This is a genomic window from Actinoallomurus iriomotensis (assembly GCF_030269445.1).
In the GTDB taxonomy this organism is placed as follows: Bacteria; Actinomycetota; Actinomycetes; order Streptosporangiales; family Streptosporangiaceae; genus Actinoallomurus; species Actinoallomurus iriomotensis.
Genome location: NZ_BSTJ01000002.1, coordinates 1 through 17,628 on the forward strand (window position 1 = coordinate 1; position 17,628 = coordinate 17,628).

Genomic DNA, 17,628 nt, shown 5'->3' on the forward strand with positions numbered 1-17,628 from the left:
GTTACTCACGTGTTACTCACCCGTTCGCCGCTCGAGTACCCCGAAGGGCCTTTCCGCTCGACTTGCATGTGTTAAGCACGCCGCCAGCGTTCGTCCTGAGCCAGGATCAAACTCTCCGTTAAGGTCAAAACGACAACCACCCGAAGGCGACTGCCAAACCTGAAGAGAAAAACAATCCCGGCAAGAATCATTCTTGCCAAAGGAATCCAAAACCAAACCGACCAACCCATCAGACGATGGGCCAACCAGCCTGGTCGAGGACCAAAAGGCACTGGCTTTTAGCACACTGTTGAGTTCTCAAGAAACGGACACCACCTTCGTGAACCCTTCCGGGCTCTCTCCGGGGCAACCCTTCTAACTTACCACCCTCGGCTAGTTTGTCAACCCCCAGATCCGAAGATCTTAAAGATCAACCCACCAGCAGAAGATGGACCCCGCGACACGACCACCCAGCAGACAGACAACATCCACCAGGATGATCACTCATCGAAGGGACCCCACCCGGGCCGGCCACCTAGCAGGCGTCCTGCATCCCGTTCGTCGGGGCAACTCTCCCAGTCTACCTCGTCCAAACCGTGGTCCGGACCAAGAAGCTCTGTAAGAGTCTGCTTGCCCTGAGGCCGGGCCGCCTTGCGGCGTTCCGTTCCCTCGCGGGCAAGAAGAACGTTACGTGCCCGGCTCCAACCCGTCAAATTGCGGTAACTTGCGCCGACACCCCAGCTCAGAGACGGGTTTCGCGCTAATCCCCAGCTCAGGGACGCCGGTCGTGACCAGACCGTGATCACCCCTTTCGGCCACCTGAGCGCATCGGTAGGCGCAGTCACACCAGTCCCCCGAGCAGCCCTCACGGAGAAACAATGAGCGGCTTCGAGCCGAGCGAGCGGCTGCCATCGAATCGTTCGAATGGGCACCACGGCCGGCCTGGCACGGAAGAGGCCGGTGCATAAGCGTGAGTCTCCTTGGAAACACCGACCAGTCAGGTCACCACAGGCCAGCAGCTTCACCGGAGCCGAACCGACCACAACTCCTGCCGCCGTCCCGGCCCGCTCACACAGAGTCAGGTTGAGGCGGCCACGCAACCCCAATAGGGCGACGCCGTGCCGGACAGCGGTCGTGAGCTCGCCGCGGAGGCCAGCTGGAGCAAGAACGAGGCGCCGGACTCCAGCCGACCGACCGGTCACCATATGCACCGCACCGCGACATGGTCGCCGTAATGAGCAACACGACGCCGACCCTGCGCTGCAACGACGAACGCCGCGAGGAGCGGACCGACCTGATCTGCCATGGAGACGAAGGCCGCCGCCTTTACGTTGTAGATCATCGAAACAGGTGGCGAGACCGTCAGCGGTGTGAGGTGCAGGGCCTCGGCGGGCGCGGTGACCGCGTCCTCCACACGCAGGCCGCACAGGGGTCGGTCTCGGTGAGGAGGACACGAGTATCGGCCGGATGCCCGCCGACCGACCCGGCCAACACGGCGAACCCGCGTCTCAGGGCCGACCACCGAAGGGACCGAGCCGACCGCCGCCCACGTCGTCACGCCGCTCGCCCTCACGGCCGGGTGTAGGCCGACCGACCCGACCGACACGGCGAACCCATGTCTCGGGGGGCGACCACCGAAGAGATCGAGCCGACCGCCGCCGCCCACGTCGCCACACCCCTCGCCCCCACGGCCAGGTAGCCACCGACCAACTCAGCCGACATGACGAACTCATGTCTCAGGGCCGACCACCGAAAGGATCGAGCCGACCATCGCCGCCCACGTCGCCACACCCCTCGCCCCCACGGCCAGGTATCCACCGACCAACCCAGCCGACACGGCGAACCCATGGCTCAGGGCCGACCCATCGCCACCCACGTCGTCGCGCCGTTCGCCCTGACGGTCCTGCTGTCCTTGCCGTGCGCGGCCGGCGCACCGGTTCCCCGCCACGGTCCGAGATGGGCCGGCCCGCTCCCCCGGTTCTCCAGGCCGCCGGGCACGGCCTGGAGACACGGCTAGGAGACCGTCACACCGCCGACGTTGCGCTTCCCGCGGCGCAGGACCAGGAAGCGGCCGTGGAGCAGGTCCGACGACGACGGCATGGCCGCCTCGTCGGTCACCTTGACGTTGTTGACGTACGCGCCGCCCTGGGCGATCGTGCGGCGAGCCTCCGACTTGCTGCCCACCAGCTTCGTCTCCGTCAGCAGGTCCACCACCGACGGCAGCGGAGCCGACACCTCGGCCGACGGGACCGACGCCAGGGCGCTCTCCAGCGTCCGTTCGTCCAGCTCCCCCAGGTCCCCCTGGCCGAACAGCGCCCGGGACGCGGCGATCACCTTGCCCGTCTCGTCCTCGCCGTGGACGAGGGTCGTCAGCTCCTCCGCGAGGGCACGCTGGGCCAGCCGGGCGGCGGGACGGTCGCTGGTCGCCTTCTCCAGTTCCTCGATCTCCTCCCGGCCGCGGAAGCTGAAGAACTTCAGGAACCGTACGACGTCGCGGTCATCGGCGTTGAGCCAGAACTGGTAGAAGGCGTACGGCGTCGTCAGCGACGGATCCAGCCAGTACGTCTCCCCGCCCGCCGTCTTGCCGAACTTCGTGCCGTCCGCCCGGGTCACCAGCGGCGTCGTCAGCGCGTGGGCCGTGCCGCCCTCCGCCCGGCGGATGAGGTCGACGCCGGAGGCGAGGTTGCCCCACTGGTCGCTGCCGCCGGTCTGGAGCCGGCAGCCGTAGCGGCGGTAGAGCTCCAGGTAGTCCAGCGACTGCAGCAGCATGTAGCTGAACTCGGTGTAGCTCAGCCCGGTGGTCTCCAGGCGGTTGCGGACCATGTCGCGGGCCAGCATGCGGTTCACCGGGAAGTGCTTGCCGACGTCGCGCAGGAACTCGATGGCCGACATCGGGCCGGTCCAGTCGAGGTTGCTGACGATCAGGCCCTCGTCGTCGCTGAGCGACAGGAACCGCGAGACCTGTTCCCGGATCCGCTCGAGCCAGCCCGCCACGACGTCTTCGGAGTTCAGCGTCCGCTCGGCGCTCTTGCCCGACGGATCGCCGATCAGGCCCGTCGCGCCGCCGACCAGGCCGATCGTGCGGTGCCCGGCGAGCTGGAAACGCCGCAGCGTCAGGAGCTGGACCAGGTTGCCGAGGTGCAGCGACGGCGCGGTCGGGTCGAACCCGCAATAGAGCGTGACCGGCCCCGCGGCGAGCATGGCTCGCAGTTCGTCCAGGTCAGTGGACTGCGCGATCAAGCCGCGCCACGCGAGGTCATCCAGAATGTCGGTCACGTTCTCCCTCGTCTCGTCGAGCGTCCGGCAACGAGCATGCCGGTGGGCCGAGGATAAAAATAGTGGTTTTCAGCCCTGGTCTATCACCGTACGGCGTCGTGGCGTGTGCAGCCGGTACGGGGACACGCTCGGGTCGCCGTCGATCCAGAACCGCCACGGCACGTCCTTGGCGCTGCTGACTCCCGTGCGCGGGCCCGTGCGGAAGGACGGCGCGGGTGATCCGGACGAGACGCGCAGCGGGCTGTCCGGGTCGCAGACGTCGGTGCCGGACAGTTCGCGGTCGATGGCCAGGGCCTCGCACAGCCGCGCCGGTCCGCGCGCGAGATCGCGGGTGGCCGAGCGGGGCCGGCGGGCCGCGGCCAGCTCACGGCCCTCGACGATCTCGCCGGCCCGCAGCAGCACCGCCGCCGCCGTGCCCTCACCCAGGCAGACCAGATTGACGCAGAAGTGCATGCCGTAGGTGAAGTAGACGTACGCGTGGCCGGGCGGGCCGAACATCACCGCGTTGCGTTTCGTCGGGCCCCGGTAGGCGTGCGAGGCCGGGTCGCGCGGGCCGGCGTACGCCTCGACCTCGGTCAGCCGCACCGAGACGACGCCCTCGGCCGTGGTGCGGGTGAGCACGCAGCCGAGGAGGTCCGGCGCGACCTCCTCGGCCAGGCGATCGAAGAACGAACGCGGCAGCACGTCGGCCATCAGGAGCCGCCGGCCGCCCAGGACGCGTGGGAGTCGGCGAGCGACCGCAATGCGGTCAGCTGCTGGGCGACCCGATCGGGTGAGGTGCCGCCGTACGCCTTGCGGGCGGCGAGGGCCCCCTGCACCGAGAACACGTCGCGTACGTCGGGGGTCAGGTGCGGCGACACCTTGGCCAGCTCCTCGTCGGTGAGGTCGCCGAAGTCCTTGTCGTTGACCTGGCACCAGACCACGAGGTGACCGACGACCTCGTGCGCGTCGCGGAACGGCACGCCCTTGCGAACCAGCAGCTCGGCCAGGTCGGTGGCGAGGGCGAAGCCCTGGGGCGCCAGCGACTCCAGCCGGGCGGTGTTGACGCGCATCGTGGCGATGAGCCCGGACACGGCCGGCAGGACCAGGAGCAGGGTCTCGACGGCGTCGAAGACGCCCTCTTTGTCCTCCTGCAGGTCACGGTTGTAGGTCAGCGGCAGGCCCTTGAGCGTCGTGAGCAGGGCGGTGAGGTGGCCGATGAGACGGCCGCTCTTGCCGCGCGCGAGCTCCGCGACGTCCGGGTTCTTCTTCTGCGGCATGATCGAGGAGCCGGTGGCGTAGGTGTCGTCCATCTCGATCCACCGGAACTCCTGCGACGCCCACAGCACCACCTCCTCGCCGAGCCGCGACAGGTGCACGCCGATCAGCGCGGCGGCGGCCAGGAACTCCACGGCGAAGTCACGGTCGCTGACCGCGTCCATGGAGTTGGGCGCGGCCGCGTCGAACCCGAGCTCGTCGGCGACCGTCTCGGGGTCGAGCGGCAGTGAGGACCCGGCGAGCGCGCCGGATCCGAGCGGGCTGACGGCGGCGCGCTTGTCCCAGTCGCGCAGCCGGTCGACGTCGCGGGCGAACCCCTGGACGTGGGCCAGCAGCTGGTGGGAGAACAGCACCGGCTGCGCGTGCTGCAGATGCGTCATGCCGGGCGCGGCCACGCCCATGTTCTGCTCGGCCTGCGCGATGAGCGCGGTCTCCAGCTCGACGAGCCGCGACACGATCTGGCGTACGTGGTCGCGCAGGTAGAGCCGCATGTCGGTGGCGACCTGGTCGTTGCGGCTACGGCCGGCGCGCAGCTTTCCGCCGAGAGTGCCCAGGCGCTCCAGGAGGCCGCGCTCGAGGGCGGTGTGCACGTCCTCGTCGGCCACGGCGGGCCGGAACTCACCGGAGCGGCAGGCCGCCTCCAGGTCGTCGAGCGCGTCCAGCATGCGGGACAGCTCGTCGTCGGTGAGCAGGCCCGCACGGTGCAGCACCCGCGCGTGGGCTCGCGACCCGAGCAGATCGTACGGCGCGAGGCGCCAGTCGAACTGCACGCTCACCGACAGCCGGGCGAGGGCCTCCGACGGCCCGCCCTCGAACCGTCCGCCCCACAGCCTGGTCGGCGTCCTGCGGTGTTGCTCATCCGTCACGCTGGTTCTTCTCTCACGAATCGACGACGACATGGAGTGTTCTCCGTTACCCACTGCAATATCACGGCTGGACGCGTGCGACGGACCTGGCGGTCACGCCTCGCGGTCACGGCGCTCACGAACGAACGGGGTCCTGGACGTACCCCTAGGCTCCTCGTTCCGCACTCTCCGGAGCCGGGCGCGCGCCGGCGGGCACATGCCGCAGGTCGTCCGCCGGATGCCACGACGGCGGAGCCGGGTGGCCGGAGTCGGTGTCGCGCGGCGGCTCGGCGCGGCGCTCGGTCAGCGCCAGCAGCGACGACGCGAGGTCGGCGCCGCCGGACGGATCGCGCGAGATGACCAGGACCGTGTCGTCGCCGGCGACCGTGCCGAGCACGGACGACCAGTCGGCGTGGTCGATGGCCGAGGCGAGCAGCTGCGCGGCGCCCGGAGGCGTACGCACGATCACGAGGTTGGCGGAGGACTCCGCGGACACGAGGAGCTCCTGCGCGAGCCGGGCCAGCCGGCCGGTGAAGGTCTCGGCGCCGCGCGGCCGGGCCCGGCGGATGCGTTCGCCGCCCTCCCCGGGCACGGTGTAGATCAGCGAGCCGTCCGCGGCCCGCAGCTTGACCACGCCGATGTCCACGAGGTCGCGGGAGAGCGTCGCCTGGGTCACGTCGACTCCCTCGTCGGCGAGCAGCTTGGCCAGCTCGCTCTGGGAGTGCACGGCGTTGCGGCCCAGCAGCTCGACGATGCGCGACTGCCGCGCGGTCTTGGTCAGGGGCGTGGTCATGAGTCCCGCGTCCCACCCCGTGAGAACGCTCCACGGGCTCCGCGTGCGCGGCGGAGCCCGGGAGCCGCGGCGGAGGCGCCGGGCCCGCCGCTTCGCTCGCTTCGCTCGATCATGTCTTCCTCAAGATATCCGGCAACGCCCCGGTGAAGGAGGCGACTTCGCCGGATGTGATGATCAAAGGCGGTGCGACGCGGATGACGTCGGGCTTGACCGCGTTGACGAGGAAGCCGGCGTCGCGGGCGGCCGCCTCGACGTCGGCCGACTTCGGCTCGGACAGCACGAGGGCGCGCCACAGACCGGCGCCGCGGACGCGGGCCAGCAGCGGGTGGCCGGCCGCCGCGATGCCGTCGGCGAGCTGCTCGCCGACGGCGGTGACGTGGTCGAGCAGGCATTCCTTGTCGATCGTGTCGAGGACGGCGAGGGCCGCGGCGCAGGCGACCGGGTTGCCGCCGAACGTCGAGCCGTGGTCGCCCTTGCCGAACGCGGTGCCGTAGTCGCCGAAACCGACGCACGCGCCGATCGGCAGGCCGCCGCCCAGACCCTTCGCGAGGGTGATCACGTCGGGGCGGATGCCCTCGCGCTGGTGCTGGAACCACACGCCGGTACGGCCGATGCCGCTCTGGATCTCGTCGATGACCAGGGCCGCGCCGGTCTCGTCGCAGATCTGCCGCGCGGCGGCGAGGTAGCCCTGCGGGGCCGGTACGACGCCGCCCTCGCCCTGGGTCGGCTCGAGGAACACCGCGGCGCACTCGCCGGTCACGGCCTCGCGCAGCTCGTCGACGGAGCCGTAGGTCACGAAGCGAACATCCGCCCCGAACGGCCCGAACGGCTCTCGGATCGACGCCTTGCCGGTCAGCGCGAGCGCGCCCATCGTACGGCCGTGGAACCCGCCGTCGGCGGCGACGACGTACGTCCGGTCGGGGCCGGCGTGCCGGCGGACCAGCTTGTAGGCGGCCTCGTTGGCCTCGGCGCCGGAGTTGGTGAAGAAGACCCGTCCGTCGCCGCCGAGCAGCCCGAGGAGGCGTTCGGCGAGGCGGACGCCGGGCTCGTGGACGAAGAGGTTCGAGGTGTGCGCGAGCGTGCCGGCCTGCGCCGAGACGGCCTCGACCAGGGCCGGATGCGCGTGCCCGAGCGCGGAGACGGCGATGCCGGCGATGAGGTCGAGGTAGGTGTTGCCGTCGGCGTCCCAGACGCGGCAACCCTCGCCGCGGGCCAGTGCGAGCGGCGGCACTCCGTAGTTGGGCATCATCGCCGCCTCGAAACGGCTCCGTAGCTCGGCCACGAGCCCTCCTTCGTCGGAGGAGAGACCAGATGCGCTGTGCTCGCCGATTCGCTCACTTCGTTCGCTCATTCCGGCACCACCATCGTCCCGATCCCTTCGTCGGTGAAGATCTCCAGTAGCAGCGAGTGCTCGATGCGGCCGTCGAGGACGTGGGCCTGGGGCACGCCGCCGCGTACGGCGCGCAGGCACGCCTCCATCTTGGGCACCATGCCGGCCGACAGTTCGGGCAGCATCGTCTCCAGCTCCGCGGCGGTCAGTCGGGCGATCACGTCGCCCGGGTCGCCGGAGGGCGGCCAGTCGGCGTACAGGCCGTCGACGTCGGTGAGCACGATGAGCTTGGTCGCCTGCAGCGCCACGGCCAGCGCGCCGGCCGCGGTGTCGGCGTTGACGTTGTAGACCTCGCCGTCGTCACCGCGCGCGATGCTGGAGATGACGGGGATGCGGCCGTCGTCGAGCAGGCTGCGCACGGCGCCGGCGTCGACCTGGACGATCTCACCGACCTGGCCGATGTCGACCGACTCGCCGTCGACGATCGCGGGCTTGCGCTCGGCGGTGAACAGGCGCGCGTCCTCGCCCGACATGCCGACGCCGAAGGCGCCGTGCCGGTTGAGCATTCCGACGACGTCGCGGCTGACCTGGCCGACCAGCACCATGCGGACGACGTCCATGGTCTCGGGGGTGGTGACGCGCAGGCCCGCCTTGAAGCTGGACTCGATGCCGAGGCGGTCGAGCTGGGCGTTGATCTGCGGGCCGCCGCCGTGCACGACGACCGGGCGCAGCCCGGCGTAACGAAGGAAGGCGACGTCCTGGGCGAAGGCCGGCCGGAGCTCCTCGTCGGTCATGGCGTGGCCGCCGTACTTGATCACGACGGTCTTGCCGTGGAACTCCTGCAGCCACGGCAGCGCCTCGATGAGCGTCGTCGCCTTGCGCAGTGCCTCGACGGCGTCGCGGGTCGGGGGGAGGGCGGTCATGAGGAGTACGCGGAGTTCTCGTGGACGTAGTCGGCGGTCAGGTCCGTGGTGTGGATCGTCGCGCTGTGAGTGCCGGCGCTGAGGTCGACGGTGATCGTGACGTCGCGGGGTCGCATGTCCACCTTGGAGCGGTCGTCGCCGAACGAACCGTTGCGGCACACCCAGACCCCGTTGATCGCGACGTTGAGCCGGTCGGGCTCGAAGACCGCCTCGGTCGTGCCGACCGCGGACAGCACGCGACCCCAGTTGGGGTCCTCGCCGTGGATGGCGCACTTGAGCAGGTTGCTGCGGGCGACCGCGCGGCCGGCCACCACCGCGTCGTGGTCGTTCGCCGCCCCGACGACCTCGATGGCGATCGCCTTCGTGGCGCCCTCGGCGTCGATCAGGAGCTGACGGGCGAGGTCGGCGCACACGTCGGTGACCGCCGCGGTCAGCTCGGCCTCGTCGGCGCGGACACCGGTGGCGCCGCTGGCGAGCAGGAGCACCGTGTCGTTGGTGGACATGCAGCCGTCGGTGTCGAGCCGGTCGAAGGTCAGCCCGGTGGCGTGCCGCAGGACCCGGTCGAGGGTCTCGGGCTCGGCCTCGGCGTCGGTGGTGATGACGCAGAGCATCGTGGCGAGCGCCGGGGCGAGCATGCCCGCGCCCTTGGCCATGCCGCCGACCGTGTAGCCGCCGGCGGCCCGCCGGAAGGCGATCTTGGCGACGGTGTCGGTGGTGCGGATCGCGTCGGCCGCGGCGAGCCCGCCGTCGCGGGACAGCTCCCCGGCCGCGGCGGCCACGCCCGGCAGCAGCCGGTCCATCGGAAGCCGCTCGCCGATCAGGCCGGTGGAGCAGACCGCGATCTCGGCGGCGGAGTCGCCGAGGACGTCGGCGGCCTTCTCGGCGGTCTGGTGGGTGTCCTGGAAGCCGTCGGAGCCGGTACAGGCGTTGGCACCGCCGGAGTTGAGCACGACCGCGTGCACGCGTCCGGCGCGCAGGACCTGCTCGGACCACAGCACCGGCGCGGCCTTGACCCGGTTGCGGGTGAACACTCCGGCCGCCGCGCGGGACGGCCCGTCGTTGACGATCAGCGCGAGGTCGCGCTGGCCGCCGTCCTTGAGGCCGGCGGCGACGCCGGCGGCGCGGAAGCCGAATGGAGCGGTAACGCTCATGGGGCGACTCCGATCGTGGTGAGGCCGAGATCCTCGGGTAGGCCGAGGGCGAGGTTCGCGCTCTGGACGGCACCGCCGGCGGTGCCCTTGGTCAGGTTGTCGATGGCGGCCACCGCGACGATGCGTCCCGCCCGCTCGTCGAGGGTGACCTGCACCGCGGCGACGTTGGCGCCGAGCGTCATGGCGGTGGAGGGCCACTGGCCCTCGGGCAGCAGCCGGACGAAGGGCTCGTCGGCGTAGGCACGGTCGTACGCCTCGCGCAGCCCGGCCGCGGTCAGGCCCGGCGCGGCCTTGGCCGTGCAGGTGGCGAGGATGCCGCGGCTCATCGGCGCGAGGGTCGGGGTGAAGGACACCGTCACCGGGGCTCCGGCCACGGCGGACAGCTGCTGGGCGATCTCGGGGGTGTGCCGGTGGACGCCGCCCACGGCGTACGCGCTCATCGCGCCCATGACCTCGCTGCCGAGCAGGTGCGGCTTGGCCGCGCGGCCCGCGCCGGAGGTGCCGGAGGCGGCGACGACGACGGCGTCGGGCTCGGCGGCGCCCGCGGCGTACGCCGGGAAGAGCGCGAGCAGCGACACGGTCGGGTAGCAGCCGGGCACCGCGATGCGTCGCGTGGAGCGGAGCCGCTCGCGGGCGCCGGGCAGCTCGGGCAGGCCGTAGGGCCAGGTGCCGGCGTGCGGCGTGCCGTAGAAGTGCTCCCACTCGCCCGCGTCATCGAGGCGGAAGTCGGCGCCGCAGTCGACCACGAGCACGTCGTCGCCGAGCGTGGCGGCGATCGCTCCGGACTGGCCGTGCGGCAGGGCGAGGAAGACGACGTCGTGCCCGGCGAGGGTCTCGGCGGTCGTCTCCTCGAGCACCCGGTCGGCGAGCGGATGCAGGTGCGGGTGGTGCGCCCCGAGGCGCGTGCCCGCGCTGGACCCGGCGGTCAGTGTGCCGATCGCGAAGCCGGGATGGCCGGCCAGGACGCGCAGCAGCTCGCCGCCCGCGTATCCGCTCGCTCCGGCGACCGCCGCACGCGCACCCATACGTCACGTCTCCACTCTCGAGGCAATGGTGAAAGTATGCATTGAGATGCATCATCATGCAAGACTGATCTTCGCGGACGGTGACCACCCGGAACGGCTCGCAAGCCGATGACCTGCGGGCACGCGGAGGGTACGGCCGAACACGGCCACCCCGGCCGGGGCCCGGACCACGCGCGGTGACATCAGAGGCGGGCGAGGTGCGCGGCGACCGCACGCGCGGCGGCGACCGCGACCCGGTGGAGCCGAGCGGCGTCGGCGGAGCCGGCGAGGTCCGCGTAGACGACCTTGACGACGAGGTTGCTCGACCGCAGCCAGACCGTGGACGAGCGTCCGGAGTCGACGCCGTCGATCGCGTCGAAGGCGAACGCGGCGTCGGCGACGCCCGGGAGGTCGGTGACGCCCGACCGGCTGCTGTTGATCTTGTCGGTGGTGTGCGCGGAGACCTGGGACTGCCGTCTCTTGTCCGCGAAGTACGCCTCGGCCAGGCCCGGCGCCGTCAGCGCGTCCCGTGGGGTGAAGTGCTGGACCCACAGCTCGAGCGAGCCCTCACCGAGGCCGTCGCCCCAGTGACAGCCCTGCGTCTCGGCGGTGGCCGTCCGGCCGGCACCGAGACCTGACGCCTCCGTGGACGTGAGCAGCGAGCAGGGCTGGGGCATGGTCGCGAACCGCCCTCGCCGCGGGTCGGCGGCCGCCGGCGGGGCGTCCGACGCGTCGTCCTTGCCGGCAAGCGCGATCCCGGCCGGTACGGCGACCGCGCAGGTCAGCGCCGCCGCGAGGATGACCACGAGCGGGCCGCGCCGCCGATGCCACGGGGCCGGGCGCACCGGGGCCGTCGGTACGACCGCCATCACCCGGCCGGCCGTGTCGGCGCCCGGCCAGAGAGCGGGCGCCTCTCCCCCGGCCACGCGACGCAGGAACGCGCGTATCTCCTCCGGCGGCGGCCGGCGTGCCGGGTCCCTGTCGAGCAGGGCCATGAGGAGGGGGCCCAGCGGCCCGGCCCGGTGCGGCGGGACGGGCTCCTCGGTCAGCACGGCGCTCAACGTGCCGGCCACGGTCCGCCGGGTGAACGGCGACCGGCCCTCCGCCGCGGTGTACAGCGTGGCCCCGAGCGACCACAGGTCCGAGGACGGCCCGGCGGTGTCACCGCGAAGCCGTTCGGGCGCCATGTAGCCCGGCGACCCGACCAGGCCCCCGGAGGCGGTCAGCGACACGTCGCCGGCGAGCGTGGCGATGCCGAAGTCGGTGAGGACCACCCGGCCGTCGTCGCACAGGAAGACGTTGCCCGGCTTGACGTCGCGATGGAGCACGCCCGCCGCGTGGGCCACGCCGAGGGCGTCCAGCACGGCCAGCCCGATCTCGGCCACCCGACGCGGGGGCAGCGCCCCGGCATCGTCGAGGGCACGGCCGGCCAGCAGCTCCATCACGATCCAGGGCCGGTCGTCCTCGGCGATCACGTCGTGCACCCGGATGATCGAACCGTGTCTCAGCCGGGACGACACCCGCGCCTCGCGGATCGCGCGTTCGCACAGGACGGCGCGGCGTTCGGCGGTGATCCCCCGGGGCAGTGAGAGCTCCTTGACCGCGACCGTGCGCCCCAGCACGCCGTCGTCGGCGCGCCAGACGGCGCCCATGCCGCCACGGCCCAGCTGCTCCGACAGCCGGTAACGCCCGGCCAGTACGCGCGTCACGGCATCCGCCGCAGAGCCTGGGAGACCCATCGGGCGGCGTCCAGGGCGTCTCCGCGGATCCGGGTGGCGTCGCCGGAACCGTCCGCGGCGACGAACCAGACCGAGACGAACAGGTTGCTGTCCCGGAACGTCACGTCGGCCCGCTCCACCGTCCCGTTCTTCGAGGTCTCGGTCAGGTAGGCGGCCTCTCCGACTCCCGTGACGCGACGCGCCGCGCTCCGCCGCGCGCCGGTGCGCCGTACGCCGATCTCGTCCCAGCCCCAGGCGATGCCGGACCGCGCCTCGCGGTCGGCGGCGTACTGCCGGTCGTAGGAGGCACGGGCCGCGTCGGGCGTGGTGGTCCACGGGTCCTCGGCCGCCGTCGCGGTTCTGGGGTCGTAGACGGACTCCGCCGAAACGGAGACGGCCTGGTGCCGTGCCGCCGCGGTCCAGGCGCACGAGTGGGCGTCGGGCGTCTTCGACGCGCGCGGGACCAGCCGGGCGACCTGGGCCGGGGTGAACAGGGCGCAGAAGTCGAACGGCCGGACGTAGCGGCCGGCGGTGGCCGGGCTCGCCGGGGCTGCGCCGGGCGCCGTGGACCGCGTGGTGGAGGGACGGACGTGCGGACGGTCCGTTCCCCGTACCCGGAAGGCGACGGTCGCGAGCACCGCGACGAGCAGGACGGCGGCCGCCGCGGCCAGCGGCACCGCGGCCCGCCGCGGACGAGCCGGCGCCGCATGCGGCGGTTCGGCCAGTCCGGACGGGAGGCCCGAGGCCACCGGCCCCAGCGCGCGGGCCGCCTCGCCGGCGGAGATCCGGGTGTCCGGGTCCTTGTCCAGCAGACGCGCGATGACCGGCGCGAGCGGGCCCGCGCGTACGGGCGGGGGCGGGTCGTCGGTGAGGACCGCGCCGAGGGACGCCACCGGCGTGGGCCGCTCGAACGGCGCGCGGCCCTCCACGGCCGCGTACAGCGTCGCGCCCAGCGACCACAGGTCCGACGCGGGGCCGACCGGCCGCTCGCGCAGGCGTTCGGGCGCGGCGAACCCGGGTGAGCCGACGAAGTCGCCGGTGCGCGTGAGCGCCGGGTCGCCCTCCAGGCTCGCGATGCCGAAATCGGTGAGGATCACCCGGCCGTCGTCGGCGAGCAGGATGTTGGTCGGCTTCACGTCGCGGTGCAGGATGCCGCGCGCGTGCGCGGCGCGGAGCGCCTCCAGCACCCGCAGCCCGATCGCGGCGACCGCCGGCGGCGGCAGCGGGGCCGCGTGGGCGAGCGAGCGACCGGCGACCGGCTCCATGACGATCCACGGGCGGTCGTCCTCGATGATCACGTCGTGCACGGTCACGATGCCGGGATGGTCGAGCAACGCCGCCGCGCGCGCCTCCCGGACCGCCCGGCGGTGCAGGCCGGTGCGCTCGGCCTCGGGCAGGTCGCCGGGAAGCAGGACCTCCTTGACCGCGACGTCGCGGTGCAGTGTCTCGTCCCGCGCCCGCCACACGACACCCATGCCGCCACGGCCGAGAACGCCCATCAGCCGATAGCGGCCGGCCACCACGCGTTCGGTCATCCGCTCCCTCGCTCCCCGGACGTCGGACCGCCGGAAGGACGTCCGGGTGCCACCCGCCGTGGCCTCGCGCCGATCCGCGAGGCCACGGCGGAAACGCCCGTCAGCCGCCGCGCAGGACCGCGCCGACCCGGTCGGCGGCCTCGGCCACCGCCGCGTCGCGGGCGCCGGTCGTCTCCTCCACGGTCAGCGTGCGGTCGGCGGCGCGGAAGCGCAGCGTGTACGCGAGCGACTTGTTGCCCTCCCCCGCCTGCTCACCGGTGTACAGGTCGAACAGCCGGATGGACTCCAGCAGGTCGGCGGCGCCGTGCCGGTCGACCCCGGCGCGGAGCGCGGCCTCGACCTCGGCCGCGGGCACGCTCTCCGGCACGATGAGCGCGACGTCCTGCGTGGCCACCGGGTACGTCGTGATCGCCGGTGCGGGCACCACCCTGGCCGCCCACGGCTCGAGACGGGTCAGCTCGAGCTCCACCGCGCACGTACGGGGCGGCAGGTCGAAGGCCTTGATGACCCGCGGGTGCAGCTCGCCGGCGTGACCGATCAGGACGTCGCCGACCCGCAGAGCGGCGCAACGGCCGGGATGCCACGGCGCGTGCTGGTCCGCGGCGACCTCCAGCTCGACGCCGGCCTCCCCCGCGACGATCCGGGCGGCCTCGATGGCGTCCGCCCAGTTCGCCGGGCGACCGGCGCCCCACCAGCCGGGCAGGTCGTGCTCGCCGGCCAGGACCGCGCCGACGCGTACGGGCTGGTCGGGCAGGGCGGCCTCGATCGCGGCGAGCTCCTCCGCCGTCGGCCCGCGGTCGACCGGGAGCCGGGGCGGCGGTGGCACGGCCTCGCCCGAGGACGTGAACTTCGGCCGGTACACCAGGCCGATCTCGAACAGAGCCACGTCGCCGAAGCCGCGCCCGACGTTGCGGGCCAGCGCGCGGAACAGCCCCGGCAGCAGGGTCGTGCGCAGCAGCGGCTCGTCGCCGGTGAGCGGGTTGGCCAGTCGCAGCGCACGCCGCCGCGGGTCGTCGGCGGGCAGCTGCAGCGCGTCACCGTCGCTCTCGGAGACGAACGGATAGGCGAGCACCTCGGCGTAGCCGGCCGCGGCCAGGGCGCGCCCCGCGCGCCGCCGCAGCCGCTGGCCGGGGGTGAGACCGCGTCCGGCCACCGAGCGCGGCGCGCGGGCCGGGATGTTCTCATACCCCTCGAGGCGGATGACCTCTTCCGCGAGGTCGTTCGGGTCGCGCAGGTCGGGCCGCCACGACGGCGGCGTGACCGTCAGCACGTCGTCGCCGGAGACCTCGCAGCCCACATCGCGCAGACGGCGGACCACGGTGTCCCGTCCGTAGGTCATGCCGGCGACCTTGTCGGGGTGGTCGGCGCGGATCGTGATCGTCACCGGCTCGACCGGCGCCCGAAGGTTCGTCTCCCCCGGCAGGATCCGCGCGCCGCCGAGCTCGGCGAGCAGCCGCACGGCCGCGTCCGCCGCCTTGCGCTGAAGCTCGGGGTCGACGCCCCGCTCGAAGCGGTAGGAGGAGTCGCTGTGCAGCTTGTGCCGGCGCGCCGTACGGGCGATCGACTCCGCGGAGAAGTGCGCCGCCTCGATGACGATGTCGGTGGACTTCTCGTCCACCTCGGTGGTCAGGCCGCCCATGACGCCGGCGATGTTGACCGGACCGGACTCGTCGGTGATGAGGATGTCCTCGGGGTCCAGGGAACGCTCGACGTGGTCGAGGGTCTCCATCCGCTCGCCGCTCTCCGCGCGGCGCACGACGATCGGGCCCTGGAGCTTGCCGCGGTCCCAGGCGTGCAGCGGCTGGCCCAGCTCCAGCATCAGGTAGTTGGTGACGTCGACGGCCAGCGAGATCGAGCGCACGCCGCACTTCTGCAGGCGCCGCGTCATCCAGATCGGGCTCGCCGCCGCCGGGTCGAGGCCCTGGACCTCGCGCAGGACGTAGCGCGCGCACGCCGCCGGGTCCGCGACGGACGCCGGGTAGGAGTCCTCGGCCTGCACCGGCGGCGGCTCGGCCGCCGGGTCGCGGAACGGCACGGAGAACGCCGTCGCCGTCTCGCGGGCGACCCCGCGGATCGAGGCGGTGTAGCCGCGGTCCGGGGTGATGGCGATGTCGAGCACGTCGTCGCGCATCTGGAGCAGCTCGACGGCGTCCTGGCCGGGCTCGGCGCCGTACGCCGGCGGCAGCACGAGGATGCCCTCGTGCCCGTCGCCCAGGCCGAGCTCGCGCTCGGAGCAGATCATGCCCTCCGACATCCGCCCGTACGTCTTGCGCGCGCCGATCTTGAAGCCGCCGGGCAGCTCGCCGCCCGGCAGGATGACGACGACCAGGTCGCCCTCGGCGAAGTTGGTCGCGCCGCAGACGATGCTCTGCGGCTCGGGGTTGCCGACGTCGACCTGGCAGTGGCGGATCGGCTTCTTGAAGCCGGTCAGCTCCTCGATCGCCAGTACACGGCCGACGACGATCGGGCCGGTGAGGTCGGCGCCGAGCTCGTCGATGGTCTCCACCTCGAGGCCGGCCGCGATCAGCTCGCGCGCGACGTCGCGGGCGGTGACCTCCGGAGGCAGCTCGACGTACTCCCGAAGCCACGAAATCGGGACGCGCATCAGATCTCCATTCCGAAGGCGCGGGTGAAGCGGACGTCACCCTCGACCATGTCGTGCATGTCCTCCACGCCGTGGCGGAACATCAGCGTGCGCTCCACGCCGAGCCCGAACGCCCAGCCGCTGTAGCGCTCCGGGTCGACACCGCAGGCGACCAGCACGCGCGGGTTGACCATGCCGCAGCCGCCGAGCTCGATCCAGCCCTCGGACCGGCAGGTGCGGCAGGGCTCACCGCCCGGCTCGGCCGACGCGCCGCGGCAGACGAAGCACTCCATGTCCACCTCGGCCGACGGCTCGGTGAAGGGGAAGTAGTAGGGGCGGAACCGGGTCCGCAGGCCCTCGCCGAACATGCCGGTGACGAACGCGCCGATGGCGCCGCGCAGGTCCGCCATCGTGATGCCCTCGTCGACGACGAGGCCCTCCATCTGGTGGAAGACCGGGCTGTGCGTCGCGTCGAGCTCGTCGGTGCGGAACGTCTTGCCGGCGCAGACGACGTACACCGGCAGCTCGCGGCCGAGCAGCGCGCGGATCTGCACCGGCGAGGTGTGCGTCCGCAGGACCAGGCCGGACTCCTCCGACTCGACGAAGAAGGTGTCCTGCATCTCCCGCGCCGGGTGCGCGGGCGGGAAGTTCAGCGCGTCGAAGTTGAACCACTCCGCCTCGACCTCGGGCCCCTCGACGATCTCGAAGCCCATGGAGACGAAGACGTCGGTCATGCGCTCGGCGATCGTGGTCAGCGGGTGCCGGGCGCCGCGCGTGGCGCGGTCCCACGGCAGGGTGACGTCGACGGCCTCCTCGACGAGGACCCGCTGGTCGCGTTCGTCCTCCAGCTCGGCCTGGCGGCGCTTGAGCGCCTCGGAGACGTCACGGCGCGCACCGCCGACGCGCTTGCCGGCGTCGGCCTTGGCGTGCGGCGGCAGGGCGCCGATCTCCCGGTTGGCGAGGGCGAGAGGCGAGCGGTCGCCGGCGTGGGCCAGGCGTACCTGCTTCAGCTCCTCCAGGCTCGAGGCGGCGTCGATCGCGGCGAGCGCGTCCGCGCGCACGCGGGCCACCTCGTCCGGATGCAGCGCGGTGACCTCGACCGGGTCGTAGGACTTGTTGGGTGCGGACATCGGTTCGAGCAACTCCAGCCAACGGCGATTCGAGTCATCTGGCAAAACGAGCGCGCCCCGGCCGCTCGTGGCGACTCGGGGGGAGCGTCAGGAAGCCCGCGCG

General features: G+C 72.5%; 12 protein-coding genes, 1 rRNA gene and 1 pseudogene. All 14 read right to left on the reverse strand.

Features of this window, described 5'->3' with window-relative positions; translation table 11 throughout:
• Positions 1-122, reverse strand: a 16S ribosomal RNA gene (locus QSK37_RS08845); the annotation flags it as partial.
• Between the two features lie 1,055 nt (positions 123-1,177).
• The gene (locus QSK37_RS08850; RefSeq protein ID WP_285618921.1) at positions 1,178-1,393 is read right to left on the reverse strand and encodes a hypothetical protein; all 216 of its coding nucleotides are present in this window, start codon (positions 1,391-1,393) and stop codon (positions 1,178-1,180) included.
• 599 nt (positions 1,394-1,992) lie between these two features.
• On the reverse strand, positions 1,993-3,255 hold the full coding sequence (gene tyrS / locus QSK37_RS08855) for a tyrosine--tRNA ligase (protein WP_285581471.1): 1,263 nt from the start codon (positions 3,253-3,255) through the stop codon (positions 1,993-1,995).
• 69 nt (positions 3,256-3,324) lie between these two features.
• The gene (locus QSK37_RS08860) at positions 3,325-3,948 is read right to left on the reverse strand and encodes a DNA-3-methyladenine glycosylase (RefSeq protein ID WP_285618922.1); all 624 of its coding nucleotides are present in this window, start codon (positions 3,946-3,948) and stop codon (positions 3,325-3,327) included.
• Positions 3,948-5,378, reverse strand: coding sequence for an argininosuccinate lyase (gene argH / locus QSK37_RS08865; RefSeq protein WP_285618923.1), 1,431 nt, complete (start codon positions 5,376-5,378; stop codon positions 3,948-3,950). The genes QSK37_RS08860 and argH overlap by 1 nt, the downstream gene beginning before the upstream one ends.
• A gap of 271 nt (positions 5,379-5,649) precedes the next feature.
• Positions 5,650-6,150: pseudogene (locus QSK37_RS08870) on the reverse strand (arginine repressor); the annotation flags it as partial.
• A 109-nt stretch (positions 6,151-6,259) separates the two neighbouring features.
• A complete protein-coding gene (locus QSK37_RS08875) occupies positions 6,260-7,432 on the reverse strand; it encodes an acetylornithine transaminase (protein ID WP_285618925.1) in 1,173 nt (390 codons plus the stop codon).
• Positions 7,433-7,497: 65 nt separating this feature from the next.
• A complete protein-coding gene (argB, locus tag QSK37_RS08880; RefSeq protein WP_285618927.1) occupies positions 7,498-8,403 on the reverse strand; it encodes an acetylglutamate kinase in 906 nt (301 codons plus the stop codon).
• Entirely contained in the window at positions 8,400-9,554 is a 1,155-nt protein-coding gene (argJ, locus tag QSK37_RS08885; protein ID WP_285618929.1) for a bifunctional glutamate N-acetyltransferase/amino-acid acetyltransferase ArgJ, read from the reverse strand. The genes argB and argJ overlap by 4 nt, the downstream gene beginning before the upstream one ends.
• Positions 9,551-10,579, reverse strand: coding sequence for an N-acetyl-gamma-glutamyl-phosphate reductase (gene argC, locus QSK37_RS08890; protein ID WP_285618930.1), 1,029 nt, complete (start codon positions 10,577-10,579; stop codon positions 9,551-9,553). The genes argJ and argC overlap by 4 nt, the downstream gene beginning before the upstream one ends.
• 182 nt (positions 10,580-10,761) lie before the next feature.
• The gene (locus QSK37_RS08895) at positions 10,762-12,267 is read right to left on the reverse strand and encodes a serine/threonine-protein kinase (protein ID WP_285618932.1); all 1,506 of its coding nucleotides are present in this window, start codon (positions 12,265-12,267) and stop codon (positions 10,762-10,764) included.
• Positions 12,264-13,811 carry a serine/threonine-protein kinase gene (locus QSK37_RS08900; RefSeq protein ID WP_285618933.1) on the reverse strand — a complete coding sequence of 516 codons (1,548 nt, stop codon included), beginning with the start codon at positions 13,809-13,811 and terminating at the stop codon, positions 12,264-12,266. The genes QSK37_RS08895 and QSK37_RS08900 overlap by 4 nt, the downstream gene beginning before the upstream one ends.
• Before the next feature lie 100 nt (positions 13,812-13,911).
• Positions 13,912-16,416 carry a phenylalanine--tRNA ligase subunit beta gene (gene pheT, locus QSK37_RS08905; RefSeq protein WP_285618935.1) on the reverse strand — a complete coding sequence of 835 codons (2,505 nt, stop codon included), beginning with the start codon at positions 16,414-16,416 and terminating at the stop codon, positions 13,912-13,914.
• The gene (pheS, locus tag QSK37_RS08910; protein WP_285581458.1) at positions 16,416-17,525 is read right to left on the reverse strand and encodes a phenylalanine--tRNA ligase subunit alpha; all 1,110 of its coding nucleotides are present in this window, start codon (positions 17,523-17,525) and stop codon (positions 16,416-16,418) included. Before pheS ends, pheT begins: the two co-directional genes overlap by 1 nt.
• Positions 17,526-17,628: the final 103 nt, after the last annotated feature.